The following is a 15446-nucleotide window of genomic DNA, read 5'->3' as shown; positions in this document are numbered from 1 at the left end:
CCCACCAAAAGCAGGCTGCCAGTCCGGGGTATAAATCATAATTGGCACTGGCTTTACAAGCACCCTGTTGAGTTCTCAAAGAACAACCACACACCAACCCGAAGCCCCATCTCTGGGACCCCAACTTGGGGCTTTTCGTTCCGCGTGTCGGGCGCTTTCAGCGCCAGGCACTTTTACTACGTTACCCGCCGATTTCCGCCGTGTCAAACCGGTGTTTCACGGTTCGTCGTACTTTCACCGTGTTGCGGGCACCATGACTCGACCGGCTTGCGCCGTGCGCTTCATGGAGTGGCAGGCCGGCCGCAGCGGTCTCCCGCTTGCTCGTCCGTTTCCCTGCCGACTGACTACCTTACCCGGTCGGTTCCGCCGCACCAAATCCGCCTCGCGGCGTTCTGTCGGCACCACCCGGTCGGCGATCTGGCGGCAGAACCGCCCGACCCCCGAGGCCGTCACCGCGCTCCGGCCGCTTTCAGGCTTTCGCCTGTTTCGTCCGTTCCGCGCTGGCAGAGAGAAAGTTACGCGTCCGGCCCGATGATCGTCAAATCCGCCGGACGCGTCCCCCGTCACATCGTCGACGGTCGACTATTCGCCCAGCTCAACGCCGGCGAACGACCGCTTCCCCCGACGCAGCACCAGGTAACGACCATGCAGCAGGTCGCCTGTCGACACCGTGGCGTCCACCTCGGTCACCCTGGTGTTGTTCACGTACGCCCCGCCCTCGGTGATGACGCGACGGGCCTCCTTGAGGCCGCTCACGAGCCCGGAGTCCCGCAGCAGACCCGCCACGTCCGGCAGCTCGCCGGTGAGGCGCACCAGTCCGGCCTCGGTGAGCGCCGCGCGCAGAGTCTCCGGGGCCAGATCGTCGAGCGAGCCCCGCCCGAACAGCGCCTGACTGGCGGCAATCGCCTGCCGGGTCTCCTCGGGGCCGTGCACCAGCGTGGTCAGCTCCTCGGCCAACGCCCGCTGGGCCAGCCGGGCCGCGGGTCGTTCGGCCGTCGCCTTCGCCAGCTCCTCCAACTCGTCACGGGTACGGAAGCTGAAGTACCGCAGGTAGCGGTCGACCTCGCGGTCGTCGACGTTGACCCAGAACTGGTAGAACGCGTACGGGCTGGTCATGGTCGGGTCGAGCCAGACGGAGCCGCCCTCGCTCTTGCCGAACTTGGTGCCGTCGGCCTTGGTGACCAGCGGCGTGGTGAAGGCCTGCACCGGCCCCATGCCCCGCCGGCGCACGTAGTCGACGCCGGCGGTGATGTTGCCCCACTGGTCGGAGCCGCCGAACTGAAGCTGGCAACCGTGCCGGCGGTGCAGTTCGAAGAAGTCGTTCGCCTGCAGCAGCTGGTAGCTGAACTCGGTGAAGCTGATGCCCGTCTCCAACCGGGCCCGCACCACCTCCCGCGCCAGCATCTTGTTGACCGGGAAGTGCTTGCCGACGTCCCGGAGGAAGTCGACCACCGACATCTCACCGGTCCAGTCCAGGTTGTTGACCAGCTGCGCCGCGTTGTCCCCGGTGTACGACACGAAGGGCGCGAGCTGCTCGCGGATCCTCTCGACCCACCCGGCGATGACCTCGGTCGGGTTCAGCGCCCGCTCGGCGCTCTCCTTCGGGTCACCGATCTGCCCGGTCGCCCCGCCGACCAGCAGCAACGGGCGGTGGCCGGCGAGTTGCAGCCGACGCGCCATGAGCACCTGCATGAGGTTGCCGACGTGCAGGCTCGGCGCGGTCGGGTCGAAGCCCACGTAGTAGGTGGCGGCGCTCCCACCGTCGAGCAGCTCGCGCAGCTCGTCGAGGCCTGTCGAGTCCTGGATGAGGCCACGCCAGAGCAGGTCGTCGGTCAGGGAGTCCGGCCCGGACGGCGGGAGGTTGCTGTCGGTCACGGTCACCGATTCTCCCCCATCGGCGGCATCGACCCGTACCGGGTTTGGGGCAACGCGCCCGGTTACGCTTGCGCCCCACTGTTCTCAGGAGGGTTCTGCCGTGGAGATGCCGGATCTGACGGGTGGTTTCGTCAACCTGCTCGGCCTGACATTCGAGGAGGCGACCCCCGACCGCGTCGTCATCAGCTGGCAGGTCCGCCCGGAGCTGCACCAGCCGTTCGGCATCCAGCACGGCGGGGTGTACTGCTCGGTCGTGGAGACGGCGGGCAGCGTCGGGGGTTCGCTCTGGCTGGCCGACCGGGGAACGGTGGTCGGGGTGTCGAACCAGACCGACTTCCTGCGGGCCGTGCCCGATGGCGAGCTGCGGGCTGTCGGCACCCCCGTGCACCGGGGGCGCAGCCAGCAGCTCTGGCAGGTGGAGATCACCGACGCCAAGGAGCGCCTGGTCGCCCGCGGTCAGGTCCGGTTGCAGAACCTCTCCCGGGACTGACCGGCCGGGCGACGCCGGGGCTGGTCAGCTACGGGCCTCGTCCAGCACCGGCTCGACGGCCTCGTCGGCGTCGTCACTGTCGTCACCGTCGTCGGTGGGGACCTGGCTCAGACGTACCTCGGTGATGGCCCGGTGGTCGATGTCGGCCACCGTCAGTACCCAGCCGTCCAGGGTGACGTCCTCCCCGGCGACGGTCGGGATGTGCCCGAGTCGGGCCAGCACCAGCCCGGCGACGGTGGTGTAGTCGCCGGCCGGCCGCGAGGGCAGCTCGACGCCGATGTCCGGGAGGTCGTGCACCGGGAAGGTGCCGGGCAGCACCATCGCGCCGTCCGGTTCGCGCCGGACCGAGTAGCCGTCCCGGTCGGTCTCGTCGTAGATCTCTCCGACGATCTCCTCCAGGATGTCCTCCAGGGTCACGATGCCGTCGACGGCGCCACGCTCGTCCACGACGAGCGCGATGTGTTGGCGCTCGGCCTTGAACTGACGCAGCGCGTCCACCACCGGCAGCGAGTCGGGCAGCAGCATCGGCGGGCGGGCGATCTCGTCGATCGGCCTGTCGTCGGGCACGCCGACCAGGTCGCGCAGGTGGATCACACCGGCGGTGTCGTCCAGCCCGCCGTGGCGCACCACCGGCGCGCGGGAGTGCCCGGTGGCGGCCAACACGAGCCGCGCGGCCTCCGCGGTGGTCCCGCTGTCGAGCGTGAAGACCTGCAACCGGGGTACGAGGACAGCCCGCAACCGCCGGTCGGCGATCTCCACCGCCCCGGCGATGATGGTGCGCTGTTCCTTGGTGAAGCCGTGGTTGCCGGCGACGATGTCGCGCAGCTCGTCCGGGCCGATCTCCTCGGGCTCGTGCTTCGGGTTGAGCCCGAACAGGCGGACGACCAGGTCGCTGGTCGCGCCGAGCGCCCAGACGGCCGGCCGGGTCAGGCTGGCGAGCACGTCGAGCGGGCGGGCCACCAACAGGGCCCACCGCTCGGCGGACTGCATGGCGATCCGCTTGGGGGCCAGCTCGCCGAAGACCAGGGTGACGAAGGTCAGCGCGAGGGTCACCACCACGATCGACACCGTCTCGGCGGCGTCGCCGAACATCCCGAGCAGCGGCACGAGGGGCTTGGCGAGGGAGACCGCCGCCGCGGCGGAGGCCAGGAAGCCGGCGAGGGTGATGCCGATCTGGATGGTGGCGAGGAAGCGGTTCGGGTCCTTGGCGAGCCGGGCGAGCACGCCTCCGGCCCGGCTGGTGCGCTCCAACCGCTGGATCTGGCTGTCCCGCAGTGACACGAGCGCCATCTCGCTGCCGGCGAAGAGCGCGTTGATCACGATCAGGATCCCGACCAGGGCCAGTTGGCTCCCGTAGCTCTGCACGCCCGGTTCGCTCCCTCTGCGATGGTGACGCCGGCCGGTACGCACGGCGCCCGCCGGTCGACGAGCCCGCCCGGCGTACGCGCTTCTGTGCCCCGTGCGGCCTCGGCCGAATCCTGCCGGGGTGACGCTACGCCGATTCGGTTGCGGGTGACGCGGGCAGGTCGAGGACGTACGAGTCGCCCTCCGGGCGGAAACCGAGCCGGTGGTAGTAGGGGGCGATCATGCCGGGTGGGCTGACGACCCGGTGGAAGCCGCGCTCGGTGAAGAGGCGGCTGCGGCGGTAGACGAACTCGCCGGGGGTGAAGTCACGGAATTTCGGGGTCACGTAGTCCAGGTCGATCTGGGCGACCCCGCGTGCCTCGGCGTGCGACAGCACCACCCCGACCACCTCGTCGGCGGTGACCACCAGGAAGGCCGAGCGGTCGGCGGTGGCCGGGTCCCAGTGGAAGTGGGGGTTGAAGCGGGCGATGTCCGGCCCGTGCACCCGCAGCGTGTGGGCCAGGAACTGGTCGTCGACACCGACCTGGACCACCTGGTACGTCTGCTCGTCGTGGCGGGTGGCGAGCATCCCCCGCAGATACCAGATGTTGATCACCGCGAGGACGACGTTGAGCCCGACCATGGGCCAGACCTCGATGGCGGCGTTGTAGCCGATCAGCATGAAACAGCCGACGAGGTTGAGGGCGCGCAGCCGCAGGATGCGCGACTGCAGCAGCGACCACACCAGCACCGCAGAGCCGGCCCAGCCGACCAGATCCAACCAATTCACCCCGCGAGACTAGTGCCCGCCCAGGTCAGGGGCGTCGGCGGGCAGCTCCAGCAGCCACTCTTCGACCTCCGCGCCCCGCCCGTTGGCGTACCCCGAGTCCTCACCGACCACGACGAACCCGCACTTGCGCAGCACCGCGAGAGAGGCGGCGTTGTCCTTCGCGGCCCGGGCGTGCACCGGCCGGGGCAGCTCGCGCAGCAGGGCGGCCAGGGCCGCGGTCGCGTGGCCGCGGCCCCACCGGGTCGGGTCGATCCAGTAGCTGACCTCGGTCTGCTCGTCGACCGGGAAGGCGCTCACGTAGCCGACCACCTCGCCGTCGGCCTCGACGGTGCGGACCCGGTTCGCCGGGTTGGTGAGCACCCGTGCCCAGTGGCGGGCGAACTCACGGTGGTCCGACGGATCGACCGGACCGAACGCGGCCATGCGGTTGGCTTCGGGGTCCTGCTGGTGCAGAAAAAACTCCACGAGGTCGTCCTCGCGCACCGGCCGCAGCCGCACATCAGAGGTCATCCGGGGAGGGTACGCCCCACCCCCGACGTCCCCTCCCCCGCCGATCTTGCACTTCCTGCTGCGGCATCAGCCCATCAAAGGGACATTCCCGCAACAGAATCTGCAAGATCGGCGTCGGAGTGGGGTGGTCCCGGTCGCTGCTGGTCACCTGACCGGAGTGTCGCCCTCTCGGCCGAGCATCTGCAGGAAGTCGGTGGTTAGGGCGAACGGGTCCGCCGGGCCGCTGGTGGGCGGACGGCGCTCGACCTGGTCGGCCAACTCCCCGGCGGCACGCCGGATCCGGCCTCGCAGAGCGCCGTCGGCGGTGCCGTCGGACCAGTCCTCCGGCGCGGCGAAGACCGCCGTGGGGACCACCACCGCCCGCAGATAGCTGAACATCGGGCGTACGGCGTGCTCCAGGGCGAGCGAGTGCCGGGCGGTGCCGCCGGTGGCCCCGATCAGCACCGGCCGGTCGACCAGGGACCCCGCGTCCAGGACGTCGAAGAACGACTTGAACAGCCCGTTGTACGAGGCGCTGAAGATCGGGGTGACGGCGATGATGCCGTCCGCCCCCGTCACCGTGTCGATGGCCTCGCGCAGCGCGGCCGGCGGGAATCCGGTGAGCATGTTGTTGACCACGTCGTGGGCGTACTCGCGCAGGTCGACCACGCGCAGCTCCGCGTCGTGGCCGCGCCGGACCAGCTCGTCGCGGGTCGCCCCGGCGAGCTGATCCGCGAGCAGCCGGGTGGACGAGGGCTGGCTGAGCCCCGCCGACACGACGGCCAGCGTACGGCGGGTCATCGGGTCGCCCCCTCCGGCGCCTTGCCCGTCACGTCGTCGACGGCGTGCACGGTGCTGTCCTTCGCGCCGCCGGCCGCGGCGACCAGGGAGGCGTGCGTGGGCGCCGCCGGCACGTGCGCCGGGCGCAGCGAGTCGAACTCCTTGCGCAACACCGGCACGACCTCCTCGCCGAGCAGGTCGAGCTGCTCCAGCACCGTCTTGAGCGGCAGACCGGCGTGGTCCATCAGGAAGAGCTGCCGCTGGTAGTCGCCGACGTACTCGCGGAAGCCGAGCGTGCGGTCGATGACCTGCTGCGGGCTGCCCACGGTCAGCGGGGTCTCCCGGGTGAACTCCTCCAGCGACGGCCCGTGCCCGTATACCGGGGCGTTGTCGAAGTACGGCCGGAACTCCCGGACGGCGTCCTGCGAGTTGCGGCGCATGAAGACCTGGCCGCCGAGGCCGACGATGGCCTGGTCGGCGGAGCCGTGGCCGTAGTGGGCGTAGCGCTGGCGGTAGAGGCCGACCATCCGCTGGGTGTGCTCCTTGGGCCAGAAGATGTGGTTGGCGAAGAAGCCGTCGCCGTAGTACGCGGCCTGCTCGGCGATCTCCGGGCTGCGGATCGAGCCGTGCCAGACGAACGGCGGCACCCCGTCGAGCGGACGCGGCGTCGAGGTGAACGACTGCAACGGCGTGCGGTACTTGCCCTTCCAGTCGACCACGTCCTCGCGCCACAGCCGGTGCAGCAGGTCGTAGTTCTCGATGGCGAGGGGGATGCCGGCGCGGATGTCCCTGCCGAACCACGGGTAGACCGGGCCGGTGTTGCCCCGGCCCATCATGAGGTCCACCCGGCCGTCGGACAGGTGCTGGAGCATCGCGTAGTCCTCGGCGATCTTCACCGGGTCGTTGGTGGTGATCAGCGTGGTCGCGGTGGACAGCAGCAGCCGCTCGGTGCGGGCCGCGATGTGACCGAGCATGGTGGTCGGGGACGAGGGAACGAACGGCGGGTTGTGGTGCTCACCGGCGGCGAAGACGTCGAGCCCGACCTCTTCGGCCTTCAGTGCGATGGCGACCATCGCCTTGATCCGCTCATGCTCGGTCGGCTCCCGACCGGTGGTCGGATCGACCGTGACGTCACCGACGGTGAAGACTCCGAACTGCATGACCAGCTCCTCGCGTGTCAACCGGATGCCGTCGTGGTACCCGGACGCAGCTCACAACTTATTTGACGAGTCAACTATTCCGTCGGCAGCGTGCCCGGCAGTGGCACCGGTCACCCTCGGGAACCCGACAATCGGGTCGAGGACGCCCTTCGTGGCGGCTCGCTCAGCCGCCCGCCACCGAGGGCAACACCTGCACCTCCGCGCCGTCCACGACCGTCGTGGCCAGACCTCCGGAATGCCGGCAGTCCTCCCCGTCGACGAAGACGTTCACGTAGCGGCGCAGCTCGCCGCGCTCGTCGCGGATGCGCCGGGCCAGGCGGGGATGCGCGACGGCCACCTCGTCGAGGACCGCCCGCAGCGTCCCGGCGGCGGTGACGTTCAGTCGACTCGCACCCCCGGCCTCGCCGCGCAACGGGCCGGGCAGCAGCACGGTGACCACGCTCAGACCTCCGCGGCGCGGACGCAGAGCACGTCGGGCAGGTGTGCGGCGACCGACGACCAGGAGTCGCCCTCGTCGCGGCTGGCGAAGACCGAGCCGGAGCGGGTGCCGAAGTAGACCCCACCCGGGGTCGCGTCGTCGGCGCACATCGCGTCGCGCAGCACCGCCGGATAGAACGGCCCCTCGGGCAGCCCCACCGACTGCGCCTCCCACTTGTCGCCGGCGTCGACGGAACGGAACACCCGGCAGCGGTGATCGGCCGGAAACCGCTCGCTGTCGGCCACCAGCGGGAAGATCCACACCGTGCCGCCGCGACCGGGGTGGGCCACCATCGGGAAGCCGAAGTCGCTGGGCAGCCCGTCGGCGATCGAGGACCAGGTGCGGCCGTCGTCATCGGAACGGTAGACGCCGTGGTGGTTCTGCGCGTACAGCCGCTCGGGGTTGGCGGCGTCCCGGGCGACCTTGTGCACGCACTGGCCGAACTCCGGCCACTCGTCAGGCATGAAGTAGGCGCGGATGCCCGTGTTGCCCGGCGACCAGCTCGCCCCGGCGTCCTCCGAGCGGTAGACCCCGCCGGTGGACATGGCGACCAGCAGTCGAGCCGGGTCACGCGGGTGGGGCAGCACGGTGTGCACGGCCTGACCGCCGAACCCGGCCTCCCACTGGGGGCGGTGCGGGTGGTCCCACAGGGAACGGACCAGCTCGAAGCTGCGGCCGCCGTCGGTGGACTTGAACAACGCCGAGGGCTCGGTGCCGGCCCAGACGACGTCCGGCTCGTCCGGGCCGGCCGGCGTCAGCTGCCAGACCCGCCCGAGGGAGACGCCCGTGTCGGCCGGGAACGCGACCGGCGCCTGGTCGGGCTCGTCCCAGGTCGCGCCGAGGTCGTCGCTGGTGGCGACACTGGGGCCGAAGTGCGAGCTGGTCATGCCGGCGAGCAGCCGCGGGGTCGGACGGCGGGTGTCCACCGCCACCGAATAGACACCGGTCATCGGAAAGTGCGGACCGGTGATCTCCCAACTGCGCCGGTCGTCGGCGCTGGTGGCCAGAAACAAACCCTTGGCGGTGCCGATCGCGAGCAACGTTGCCATGACGTCCTCCGATACCGTCGGTGAGCAGGTCCGGTGATTATGGCCACACCCCCCGACAGACTCCGGCGCCCACGCCGGACGGTGCCCTCAGCGCCGGACGCGGGGCACGTGCCTGCGGTACGTGCTGACCGTGGGATCGCCGTCGAGCCAGAACCGCCACGGCAGATCGTGCGCGCCCGTCACGCCGACGCGTGGCCCCGCCACCACCGCCTCCTGCGGCACCGGCTCGACCGGCGGTCGCAACCGGACCGGGCCGTCACCGAGCAGGTACGCGCCGTACGCCGCGCGGTCGATGCCGAGGGTGGCGCAGAGCCGGGCCGGCCCACGGGCGAGATCCACGTCGCGCCGCACGGCGGGGCGGCGCTCCCGTGCCGTGGTCAGGCCGTCGACGACCGCGCCGGCGCGCAGCAGTACGGCGGCGGCCTCTTCCTCGTGACCGGTGACCACGTTCATGCACCAGTGCATCCCGTAGGTGAAGTAGACGTAGGCGTACCCGGCGGGGCCGAACATCACCGCGTTGCGGGGAGTGCGGCCCCGGTGGGCGTGCGAGGCGGGGTCACCGGCCATACCGGCGTACGCCTCGACCTCGGTGATCCGGACGGTGACACCGCCGGCGCTCAGGCGGCAGCCCAGCAGGCCCCGAGCGGCCGGCAGCAGCGGACCGGCGAGCAGGTCCGCCAGCTCCGCCGAAGCGGCATCGGCGGGGCGGTCGTCCGGCACGAGATCCATGGACCGAACGGTACCCAGCGGGGTGCCCGGTCATCCCGGCGATCGCCCGTCATTTGAACGTTCTGTTGACAACGTCTTGTTGATGCGGTGTGCTCGGAGGCATGACCAGCCAGGATCTCTTCACCACACCCGACCCGGGTCGCGCCCGCGCCCACCGCACCCACGAGGCGTTGCAGCGGATCAGCGAGCGGCACGCCGGCTCCGATGCGCGGCGAGGGCGCTGGGCCCACCCGTACGTACTGGACCCGTGGGAGGCGGTCGCGCTGGTCACCGCCCTCGCCGCCGGTGGCGCCGAGCGGGAGCCCGCCGAGGAGCCGGTCGACGCGGCCGACCTCACCGCCGCGCTGACCCTGTTGCCGCACGTGCGCGCCGAACTGGACGCCCTGGAGGCGGGGCTACTCACGCTGGCTCGCGACCGGGGCCTCACCTGGCAGTCCATCGCCCACGGCCTGGGCCTGGGCAGCGCACAGGCAGCCCGCCAACGCTACGAACGGGTTGCCGCCCGCTCCACGGAGCAGACCACCTGATCCACGCGCCGATCTTGCACTTACTGTGGCGACATAACGGACCTTGCCGCGCACATCGACAACAGAAACTGCAAGATCGGCGCGGAATGGAGTGCGGGGTTCGGGGTTCGGGGTTCGCGGTTTTGACGAGGAGGTGCTTGTGGAACGTGGGGAGATGTTGTCGTACTGCCTGGGCAAGCCGGGGGCGTGGTTGGACCGGCCGTGGGAGGACGACGAGGTGGTGAAGGTGGGCAGCCGGATCTTCGCGTTTCTCGGCAGCGGGGACCGGGAGCCCACGGTCGGCGTCAAGTGCGGCGCGACCCGCGAAATCGCCGACGAGTGGCTGCACCGCCACCCCGCCGACGCGCGCCCGATGCCGTACATCGGCCGGTCCGGGTGGAACACGCTGCGCCTCGACGGCGGGATCGACACCGACGAGCTGACCGAGGCGGTCGACTCGTCGTACGACATGGTGGTCGCCAAGCTCCCGAAGCGGGAGCGCCCGACGGCCTGAACCACCGTGGCGCCGGCGGCTCGCGCCGACGCCACGCCTGACGTCAGCGGGGTACGACCCGCTCGGTGGCCCACTCCCGCCAGCCGGCCAGCCGGTCCGCCGCGGCGGCGAGCTGGTCGGCGACCGGGCCGGGGCCGGTCGAGCCGGGCGTGGTCCGGGCCGCGAGGGCCGAGCGCACCGAGAGCACGTCGCGCACGGACGGGTCGAGGTGCTCGCTGACCGCGGCCAGGTCGGCGTCCGAGACGTCCTCCAGCTCGCACTCGCGCACCGCGCAGAGCGCCACCAGCCGGCCGGTGATCTCGTGCGCGTCACGGAACGGCACGTTGCGCCGGACCAGCCAGTCGGCGACCTCGGTGGCGAGGGAGAAGCCGACCGGGGCGGCGGCGACGAGCCGGTCCACCCGGACGGTCATCGTGGAGATCATCCCGGCCAGGGCCGGCAGCAGCAGTTCCAGGGTGTCGACCGCGTCGAACGCGGGCTCCTTGTCCTCCTGCATGTCCCGGTCGTACGTCATCGGCAGACCCTTGAGCATGGTCAGCACCGTCATCAGACCGCCGACCAGCCGGCCGGACTTGCCCCGGGCCAGCTCGGCGATGTCCGCGTTCTTCTTCTGCGGCATGATCGACGAACCGGTGGCGAACGCGTCGTCCAGCTCCACCCAGCCGAACTCGTGCGACGTCCACAGCACCACCTCCTCGCCGAGGCGGGACAGGTGCACCCCGATCAGCGCGGTGGTGAAGAGGAACTCGGCCACGAAGTCCCGGTCGGCGACGGCGTCCATCGAGTTGGCGAACGACGTCCGGAAACCCAGCTCCTTGGCGACGGCCACCGGGTCCAGCGGAAGCCCCGAACCGGCGAGCGCGCCCGCGCCGAGCGGACTGATCGCCGTCCGGTGATCCCAGTCGCGCAGCCGCTCCAGGTCGCGCAGCAGCGGCTGCACGTGCGCCAGCAACCAGTGCCCGAAGGTGACCGGCTGGGCGTGCTGAAGGTGGGTCATGCCCGGCGCGGCGGTGTCGATGTGCCGTTCGGCCTGCTCGACGAGCGCCTCGGCCAGCTCCACGACGCGGCTGGCCACACCGCGCGCGTGATCGCGCAGGTAGAGCCGCAGGTCGGTGGCGACCTGGTCGTTGCGGGATCGGCCGGCGCGCAACTTGCCACCGAGGCTGCCCAGGCGCTCCAGCAACCCTCGCTCCAACGCCGTGTGCACGTCCTCGTCGTCGACGGTGGGCCGGAACGCCCCCGACGCGCAGGCCGCCTCCAGGTCGTCCAGGGCCGCCAGGATGCGGCCCAGCTCCTCCGGGTCGAGCAGGCCCGCGCCGGCCAGGACCCGGGCGTGCGCCCGGGAACCCGCGATGTCGTACGGGGCCAGGCGCCAGTCGAACTGCACGCTCACCGACAGGCGGGCGAGCGCCTCGGCGGGGCCGCCGGCGAACCGGCCACCCCACAGGCTCGTCCGGTTGGTGCCGGCGCTGTTCTCGGTGAGGCTCTTGTCGTCCACGTCGCCCATTGTGGTCCCCATGCTCGTCAGCCACCCATCCGGGCGTCGCTGGTCGCGCCGCAGGCCCGCGCCCACGGGCGGACGGTCGGCGTTGCCAGGTGGGATGTCGTGACCCGTGCGGTCATGGTGCGGTGCTCCCTTCGACGCTGTCTTCCCGGCGGGCCCAGCCGGCGAGCTTGTCACCGAGCGCGGCTCCGCCGACGGCCTCGCGGGCCACGACGAGGATGGTGTCGTCGCCGGCGATGGTGCCGACGATCTCGGGCAGGCCCGCCCGGTCCAACGCGCTGGCCAGGTACTGGGCCGCGCCCGGCGGGGTGCGCAGCACGGCGATGTTGCCGCTGGCGTCGACGCCGTTGAGCAGTTCCCGCAACAGCCGTACCAGCCGGGCCGGCGCCGCCTCGGCGTCGCGCAGCGGCCGCTTGCCGTCCTCGGGGATCAGGTAGACGGCCGGGCCGTCGCCGCCGCGCACCTTGACCGCGCCCAGCTCCTCCAGGTCACGCGAGAGGGTCGCCTGGGTGACGCCGACGCCGTCGGCGGCGAGCAGGTCGGCCAGCTCGGTCTGCGAGCGGACGGGCCGCTCCCGGATCAGCTCGACGATCCGGGCATGCCGGGCCGTGCGGGTCAGCGGTGCGGTCATCGTCGCTCCCCGGTCGTTGTCAGCAGGAACGTCAGCAGCGCCTTCTGGGCGTGCAGCCGGTTCTCCGCCTGGTCGAACACCGCGCTCTGCGGACCGTCGAGAACCTCGTCGGTGATCTCCTCGCCCCGGTGGGCGGGCAGGCAGTGCAGCACGATCGCGTCCGGCGCGGCGTGACCCAGCAGCTCCTTGTTGACCTGGTACGGCAGGAACGGGGTGACCCGGTCCAGCCCGTCGGCCTCCTGGCCCATCGAGGTCCAGGTGTCGGTGGCCAGCACGTCGGCGTCGCGGACCGCCTGCGCCGGGTCGGTCAGCACCCGTACCGACCCGCCGGTGCCGGCGGCGATCTCGGTGGCCCGTGCGACCACGACGGGGTCCGGCGCGAACCCGGTCGGACCGGCGATCCGCACGTGCATCCCGGCCGTAGCCCCCGCCAGCAGGTACGACTGGGCCATGTTGTTGGCGCCGTCGCCCACGTACGTCAGGGTCCGGCCGGTCGTGCCGCCGCACCGCTCCCGGATGGTCAGCAGGTCGGCCAGCAGTTGGCAGGGGTGGAACCCGTCGGTGAGCGCGTTGACCACCGGGACGGTCGCGCCGCCGGCGACCTCGGCGATCCGGTCGTCGCCGTGGGTACGCAGGACGATGGCCGCGACGTAGCGGGACAGCACCCGTCCCGCGTCGGCGAGCGACTCGCCCCGGCCGAAGTGGGTGACCTGGGTGTCCACGACGAGCGGATGGCCGCCCAGCTCGGCGATGCCGGCGTCGAACGAGATCCGGGTGCGCAGGCTCTGCTTGTCGAAGAGCACCGCCACCGAGCGAGGACCGACCAGCGGCTGGTGGCCGAACCGGTCGGCCTTCATCCGGGCCGCCAGGTCGAGCACGCTGGACTGTTCGGCGGGCGAGAGGTCGTCGTCGCGCAGGAAGTGCCGGATCATGCGATCGTCCCCGTCGTGGTGGGCTGGGTGGAGGGCTCGATGGTCGCGGGAGCGCTCGTGCCGGCAGCCGCCGGGGCGCTCGTGCCCGCGGCGGCCGGGACCGTCGCGTCGAGGGCCGCCGGGAGCGCGGCGAGGAAGGCGTCGGCCTGCGCGGTGGTGAGGATCAACGGAGGAGCGAGCCGGAGTACGCCCGGCTGCACCGGGTTGGTCAGGAAGCCAGCCTCCCGCAGCGCCTCGGCGAGGACCGGCGCCACCGGGGCGGCGAGCGCAACGCCGAGCAGCAGCCCGGCCCCGCGTACGTCGGTGACGAGCGGGTGGCCCAGCGCCTCGATGCCCCGACGCAGCCGCTCGCCGACGCGCTTGACGTGGTCGAGCAGCCCCTCGTTGGCGATGGTGGCCACCACGGCGAGCGCGGCGGCGCAGCTCACCGGGTTGCCGCCGAAGGTCGTACCGTGCGAGCCGGGGGTGAGCAGGTCGGCGGCCCGACCGAAGGCGAGCGTCGCACCCAGCGGCAGCCCGCCACCCAACCCCTTGGCCAGGGTCACCACGTCGGGCTCCACGCTCTCGGCCTGGTGGGCGAACCAGTGCCCGGTACGGCCGATGCCGGTCTGCACCTCGTCGAGCACCAGCAGCGCCCCGTGCCGGGCGGTGATCCGCCGAGCCGCCGTGAGGTAGCCGGGCGGCGGCACGACGACGCCGTTCTCACCCTGGATGGGCTCCAGGATCACCATGGCGGTGGCGTCGGTGACCGCCGCCTCGAGGGCGCTCACGTCGCCGTAGTCGACGTGGGTCACCTCGCCCGGCAGCGGGCGGAACGGATCAGCCTTGGCGGGCTGCCCGGTCAGCGCGAGGGCGCCCATGGTGCGACCGTGGAAGCCGCCGTTGGTGGCCACCACGTGGCTGCGCCCGGTGCGCCGGGACAGCTTGAACGCGGCCTCGTTCGCCTCCGCGCCGGAGTTGGCGAAGAAGACCCGGCCGGGTCGGCTGCCGGCGAGCGCCAGCAGCAGCTCCGCGAGAGCCACCGGCGGTTCGGCGACGAAGAGGTTGGAGACGTGCCCGAGCGTTGCCACCTGCTTCGACACTGCGGCCACCACCGCCGGGTGGGCGTGACCGAGGGCGTTCACCGCGATCCCGCCGACCAGGTCCACGTACTCCCGGCCGGCCTCGTCGACCACCACGGCGCCCGCGCCGGAGACCAGCGCCAGCGGCGGCGTGCCGTAGTTGTCCATCATGGACTGCGTCCACCGCTGTACCAGGCTGCTCATGCCCCGACCGTCCCGTCCTGCGGCACCACCATCGTTCCGAACCCTTCCGACGTGAACACCTCGAGCAACGTGGAGTGCGCCACCCGGCCGTCGACGACGTGCGCGGCGGGCACCCCACCCCGCACGGCCCGCAGGCACGCCTCCATCTTCGGCACCATCCCCGACTCCAACCCGGGCAACAGCTTGGCCAGGTCGTCCGCGGTGATCTCGGAGACCAGGCTGCTGGTGTCCGGCCAGTCGGCGTACAGGCCGGCGACGTCGGTGAGGACGACCAGCTTGCGGGCCTGCAACGCGACGGCGAGCGCGGCGGCGGCCGTGTCCGCGTTGAGGTTGTGCAGGACACCGTCCACGTCCGGCGCGACCGTCGAGATCACCGGAATCCGACCGGCGTCGATGAGGTCGGTCACCGCCGAGGTGTCCACCGACTCGACGTCACCGACCTGACCGACGTCGACCGGCTGTCCGTCGACGTACGCCGGGCGGCGCACCGCCGTGAACAGTCGCGCGTCCTCACCGGAGAGGCCGACGGCGAACGGGCCGTGCGAGTTGATCAACCCGACCAGCTCCCGGCCCACCTGCCCGACGAGCACCATGCGGACCACGTCCATCGCCTCTGCAGTCGTCACCCGCAGGCCGCCCCGGAACTCGCTCGCGATACCGAGCCGGCCCAGCATGGCCGAGATCTGCGGACCGCCGCCGTGCACCACGACAGGCTTCAGACCTGCGTACCGCAGGAAGACCATGTCGGCGGCGAACGCCCGTTGCAGCTCCGGCTCGGTCATGGCGTTACCGCCGTACTTGACCACCACCGTAGAGCCGGAAAAACGCGCCAGCCAGGGCAGCGCCTCGATCAGCGTCTCCGCCTTGACCTGGGCACGGGTCAGATCACCACTCAGGCTCACCGCGCCAG

The 15446-nt window shown here is 71.6% G+C and carries 17 protein-coding genes; 3 read left to right on the top strand and 14 right to left on the bottom strand.

Annotated features, from left to right (window positions below; translation table 11 throughout):
- Positions 1 to 582: 582 nt before the first annotated feature.
- On the bottom strand, positions 583 to 1875 hold the full coding sequence (gene tyrS / locus ABZV06_RS23595) for a tyrosine--tRNA ligase (protein ID WP_355243339.1): 1293 nt from the start codon (positions 1873 to 1875) through the stop codon (positions 583 to 585).
- A 106-nt stretch (positions 1876 to 1981) separates the two neighbouring features.
- Here tyrS and ABZV06_RS23590 point away from each other — a divergent pair, with 106 nt between their 5' ends.
- Complete coding sequence (locus ABZV06_RS23590; protein ID WP_355243337.1) at positions 1982 to 2365, top strand: PaaI family thioesterase; 384 nt, start codon at positions 1982 to 1984, stop codon at positions 2363 to 2365.
- Positions 2366 to 2389: 24 nt separating this feature from the next.
- Here ABZV06_RS23590 and ABZV06_RS23585 read toward each other — a convergent pair whose 3' ends face one another.
- The 8 genes from ABZV06_RS23585 to ABZV06_RS23550 all read right to left on the bottom strand — a co-directional run bounded on the left by ABZV06_RS23585 (position 2390) and on the right by ABZV06_RS23550 (position 9184).
- A complete protein-coding gene (locus tag ABZV06_RS23585; RefSeq protein WP_355243311.1) occupies positions 2390 to 3730 on the bottom strand; it encodes a hemolysin family protein in 1341 nt (446 codons plus the stop codon).
- Between the two features lie 127 nt (positions 3731 to 3857).
- Entirely contained in the window at positions 3858 to 4499 is a 642-nt protein-coding gene (locus ABZV06_RS23580; RefSeq protein ID WP_355243308.1) for a hypothetical protein, read from the bottom strand.
- Between the two features lie 9 nt (positions 4500 to 4508).
- On the bottom strand, positions 4509 to 5009 hold the full coding sequence (locus ABZV06_RS23575) for a GNAT family N-acetyltransferase (protein ID WP_355243305.1): 501 nt from the start codon (positions 5007 to 5009) through the stop codon (positions 4509 to 4511).
- A gap of 144 nt (positions 5010 to 5153) precedes the next feature.
- The gene (locus ABZV06_RS23570; RefSeq protein ID WP_355243303.1) at positions 5154 to 5789 is read right to left on the bottom strand and encodes an FMN reductase; all 636 of its coding nucleotides are present in this window, start codon (positions 5787 to 5789) and stop codon (positions 5154 to 5156) included.
- Positions 5786 to 6928, bottom strand: a complete 1143-nt coding sequence (locus ABZV06_RS23565; RefSeq protein WP_355243300.1) for an LLM class flavin-dependent oxidoreductase — start codon at positions 6926 to 6928, stop codon at positions 5786 to 5788. The genes ABZV06_RS23570 and ABZV06_RS23565 overlap by 4 nt, the downstream gene beginning before the upstream one ends.
- A 163-nt stretch (positions 6929 to 7091) precedes the next feature.
- Positions 7092 to 7367, bottom strand: a complete 276-nt coding sequence (locus ABZV06_RS23560) for a ubiquitin-like small modifier protein 1 (RefSeq protein WP_355053134.1) — start codon at positions 7365 to 7367, stop codon at positions 7092 to 7094.
- Between the two features lie 2 nt (positions 7368 to 7369).
- Positions 7370 to 8455 (bottom strand): exo-alpha-sialidase, encoded by a 1086-nt coding sequence (locus ABZV06_RS23555; RefSeq protein ID WP_355624239.1) that lies wholly within the window; start codon positions 8453 to 8455, stop codon positions 7370 to 7372.
- 87 nt (positions 8456 to 8542) lie between these two features.
- Positions 8543 to 9184: a DNA-3-methyladenine glycosylase gene (locus ABZV06_RS23550; protein WP_355624236.1), complete on the bottom strand. Its 642-nt coding sequence runs from the start codon at positions 9182 to 9184 to the stop codon at positions 8543 to 8545.
- Between the two features lie 101 nt (positions 9185 to 9285).
- Between ABZV06_RS23550 and ABZV06_RS23545 the strand changes: the two genes are divergently transcribed.
- The gene (locus tag ABZV06_RS23545) at positions 9286 to 9711 is read left to right on the top strand and encodes a DNA-binding protein (RefSeq protein WP_355243292.1); all 426 of its coding nucleotides are present in this window, start codon (positions 9286 to 9288) and stop codon (positions 9709 to 9711) included.
- 139 nt (positions 9712 to 9850) lie between these two features.
- Positions 9851 to 10204: an MmcQ/YjbR family DNA-binding protein gene (locus ABZV06_RS23540; RefSeq protein ID WP_355243290.1), complete on the top strand. Its 354-nt coding sequence runs from the start codon at positions 9851 to 9853 to the stop codon at positions 10202 to 10204.
- A gap of 43 nt (positions 10205 to 10247) precedes the next feature.
- Here the strand turns inward: ABZV06_RS23540 and argH are convergent, their stop codons facing one another.
- From argH to argB, 5 genes are all read right to left on the bottom strand, one after another.
- Complete coding sequence (gene argH / locus ABZV06_RS23535) at positions 10248 to 11711, bottom strand: argininosuccinate lyase (RefSeq protein ID WP_355243334.1); 1464 nt, start codon at positions 11709 to 11711, stop codon at positions 10248 to 10250.
- A 112-nt stretch (positions 11712 to 11823) separates the two neighbouring features.
- Positions 11824 to 12339, bottom strand: coding sequence for an arginine repressor (locus ABZV06_RS23530; protein WP_355624233.1), 516 nt, complete (start codon positions 12337 to 12339; stop codon positions 11824 to 11826).
- Positions 12336 to 13271, bottom strand: a complete 936-nt coding sequence (argF, locus tag ABZV06_RS23525; protein ID WP_355243284.1) for an ornithine carbamoyltransferase — start codon at positions 13269 to 13271, stop codon at positions 12336 to 12338. The genes ABZV06_RS23530 and argF overlap by 4 nt, the downstream gene beginning before the upstream one ends.
- Positions 13268 to 14536 carry an acetylornithine transaminase gene (locus ABZV06_RS23520; RefSeq protein ID WP_355243281.1) on the bottom strand — a complete coding sequence of 423 codons (1269 nt, stop codon included), beginning with the start codon at positions 14534 to 14536 and terminating at the stop codon, positions 13268 to 13270. Before ABZV06_RS23520 ends, argF begins: the two co-directional genes overlap by 4 nt.
- Positions 14533 to 15438 (bottom strand): acetylglutamate kinase, encoded by a 906-nt coding sequence (argB, locus tag ABZV06_RS23515; RefSeq protein WP_355243278.1) that lies wholly within the window; start codon positions 15436 to 15438, stop codon positions 14533 to 14535. Before argB ends, ABZV06_RS23520 begins: the two co-directional genes overlap by 4 nt.
- Between the last annotated feature and the right edge of the window lie 8 nt (positions 15439 to 15446).

Origin of the sequence: Micromonospora sp. NPDC005172 (assembly GCF_040608555.1) — a bacterium.
In the GTDB taxonomy this organism is placed as follows: Bacteria; Actinomycetota; Actinomycetes; order Mycobacteriales; family Micromonosporaceae; genus Micromonospora.
This window is presented reverse-complemented; position numbering and strand designations above follow the sequence as displayed.

Excerpts from the sequence above, each read along its gene's own strand:
- ABZV06_RS23590 (WP_355243337.1), top strand. The coding sequence starts at position 1,982 with ATGCCGGATCTGACGGGTGGTTTCGTCAACCTGCTCGGCCTGACATTC.
- ABZV06_RS23575 (WP_355243305.1), bottom strand. The coding sequence starts at position 5,009 with ATGACCTCTGATGTGCGGCTGCGGCCGGTGCGCGAGGACGACCTCGTG.
- ABZV06_RS23570 (WP_355243303.1), bottom strand. The coding sequence starts at position 5,789 with ATGACCCGCCGTACGCTGGCCGTCGTGTCGGCGGGGCTCAGCCAGCCC.
- ABZV06_RS23565 (WP_355243300.1), bottom strand. The coding sequence starts at position 6,928 with ATGCAGTTCGGAGTCTTCACCGTCGGTGACGTCACGGTCGATCCGACC.
- ABZV06_RS23555 (WP_355624239.1), bottom strand. The coding sequence starts at position 8,455 with ATGGCAACGTTGCTCGCGATCGGCACCGCCAAGGGTTTGTTTCTGGCC.
- ABZV06_RS23550 (WP_355624236.1), bottom strand. The coding sequence starts at position 9,184 with ATGGATCTCGTGCCGGACGACCGCCCCGCCGATGCCGCTTCGGCGGAG.
- ABZV06_RS23545 (WP_355243292.1), top strand. The coding sequence starts at position 9,286 with ATGACCAGCCAGGATCTCTTCACCACACCCGACCCGGGTCGCGCCCGC.
- argH (WP_355243334.1), bottom strand. The coding sequence starts at position 11,711 with ATGGGCGACGTGGACGACAAGAGCCTCACCGAGAACAGCGCCGGCACC.
- ABZV06_RS23530 (WP_355624233.1), bottom strand. The coding sequence starts at position 12,339 with ATGACCGCACCGCTGACCCGCACGGCCCGGCATGCCCGGATCGTCGAG.
- argF (WP_355243284.1), bottom strand. The coding sequence starts at position 13,271 with ATGATCCGGCACTTCCTGCGCGACGACGACCTCTCGCCCGCCGAACAG.
- ABZV06_RS23520 (WP_355243281.1), bottom strand. The coding sequence starts at position 14,536 with ATGAGCAGCCTGGTACAGCGGTGGACGCAGTCCATGATGGACAACTAC.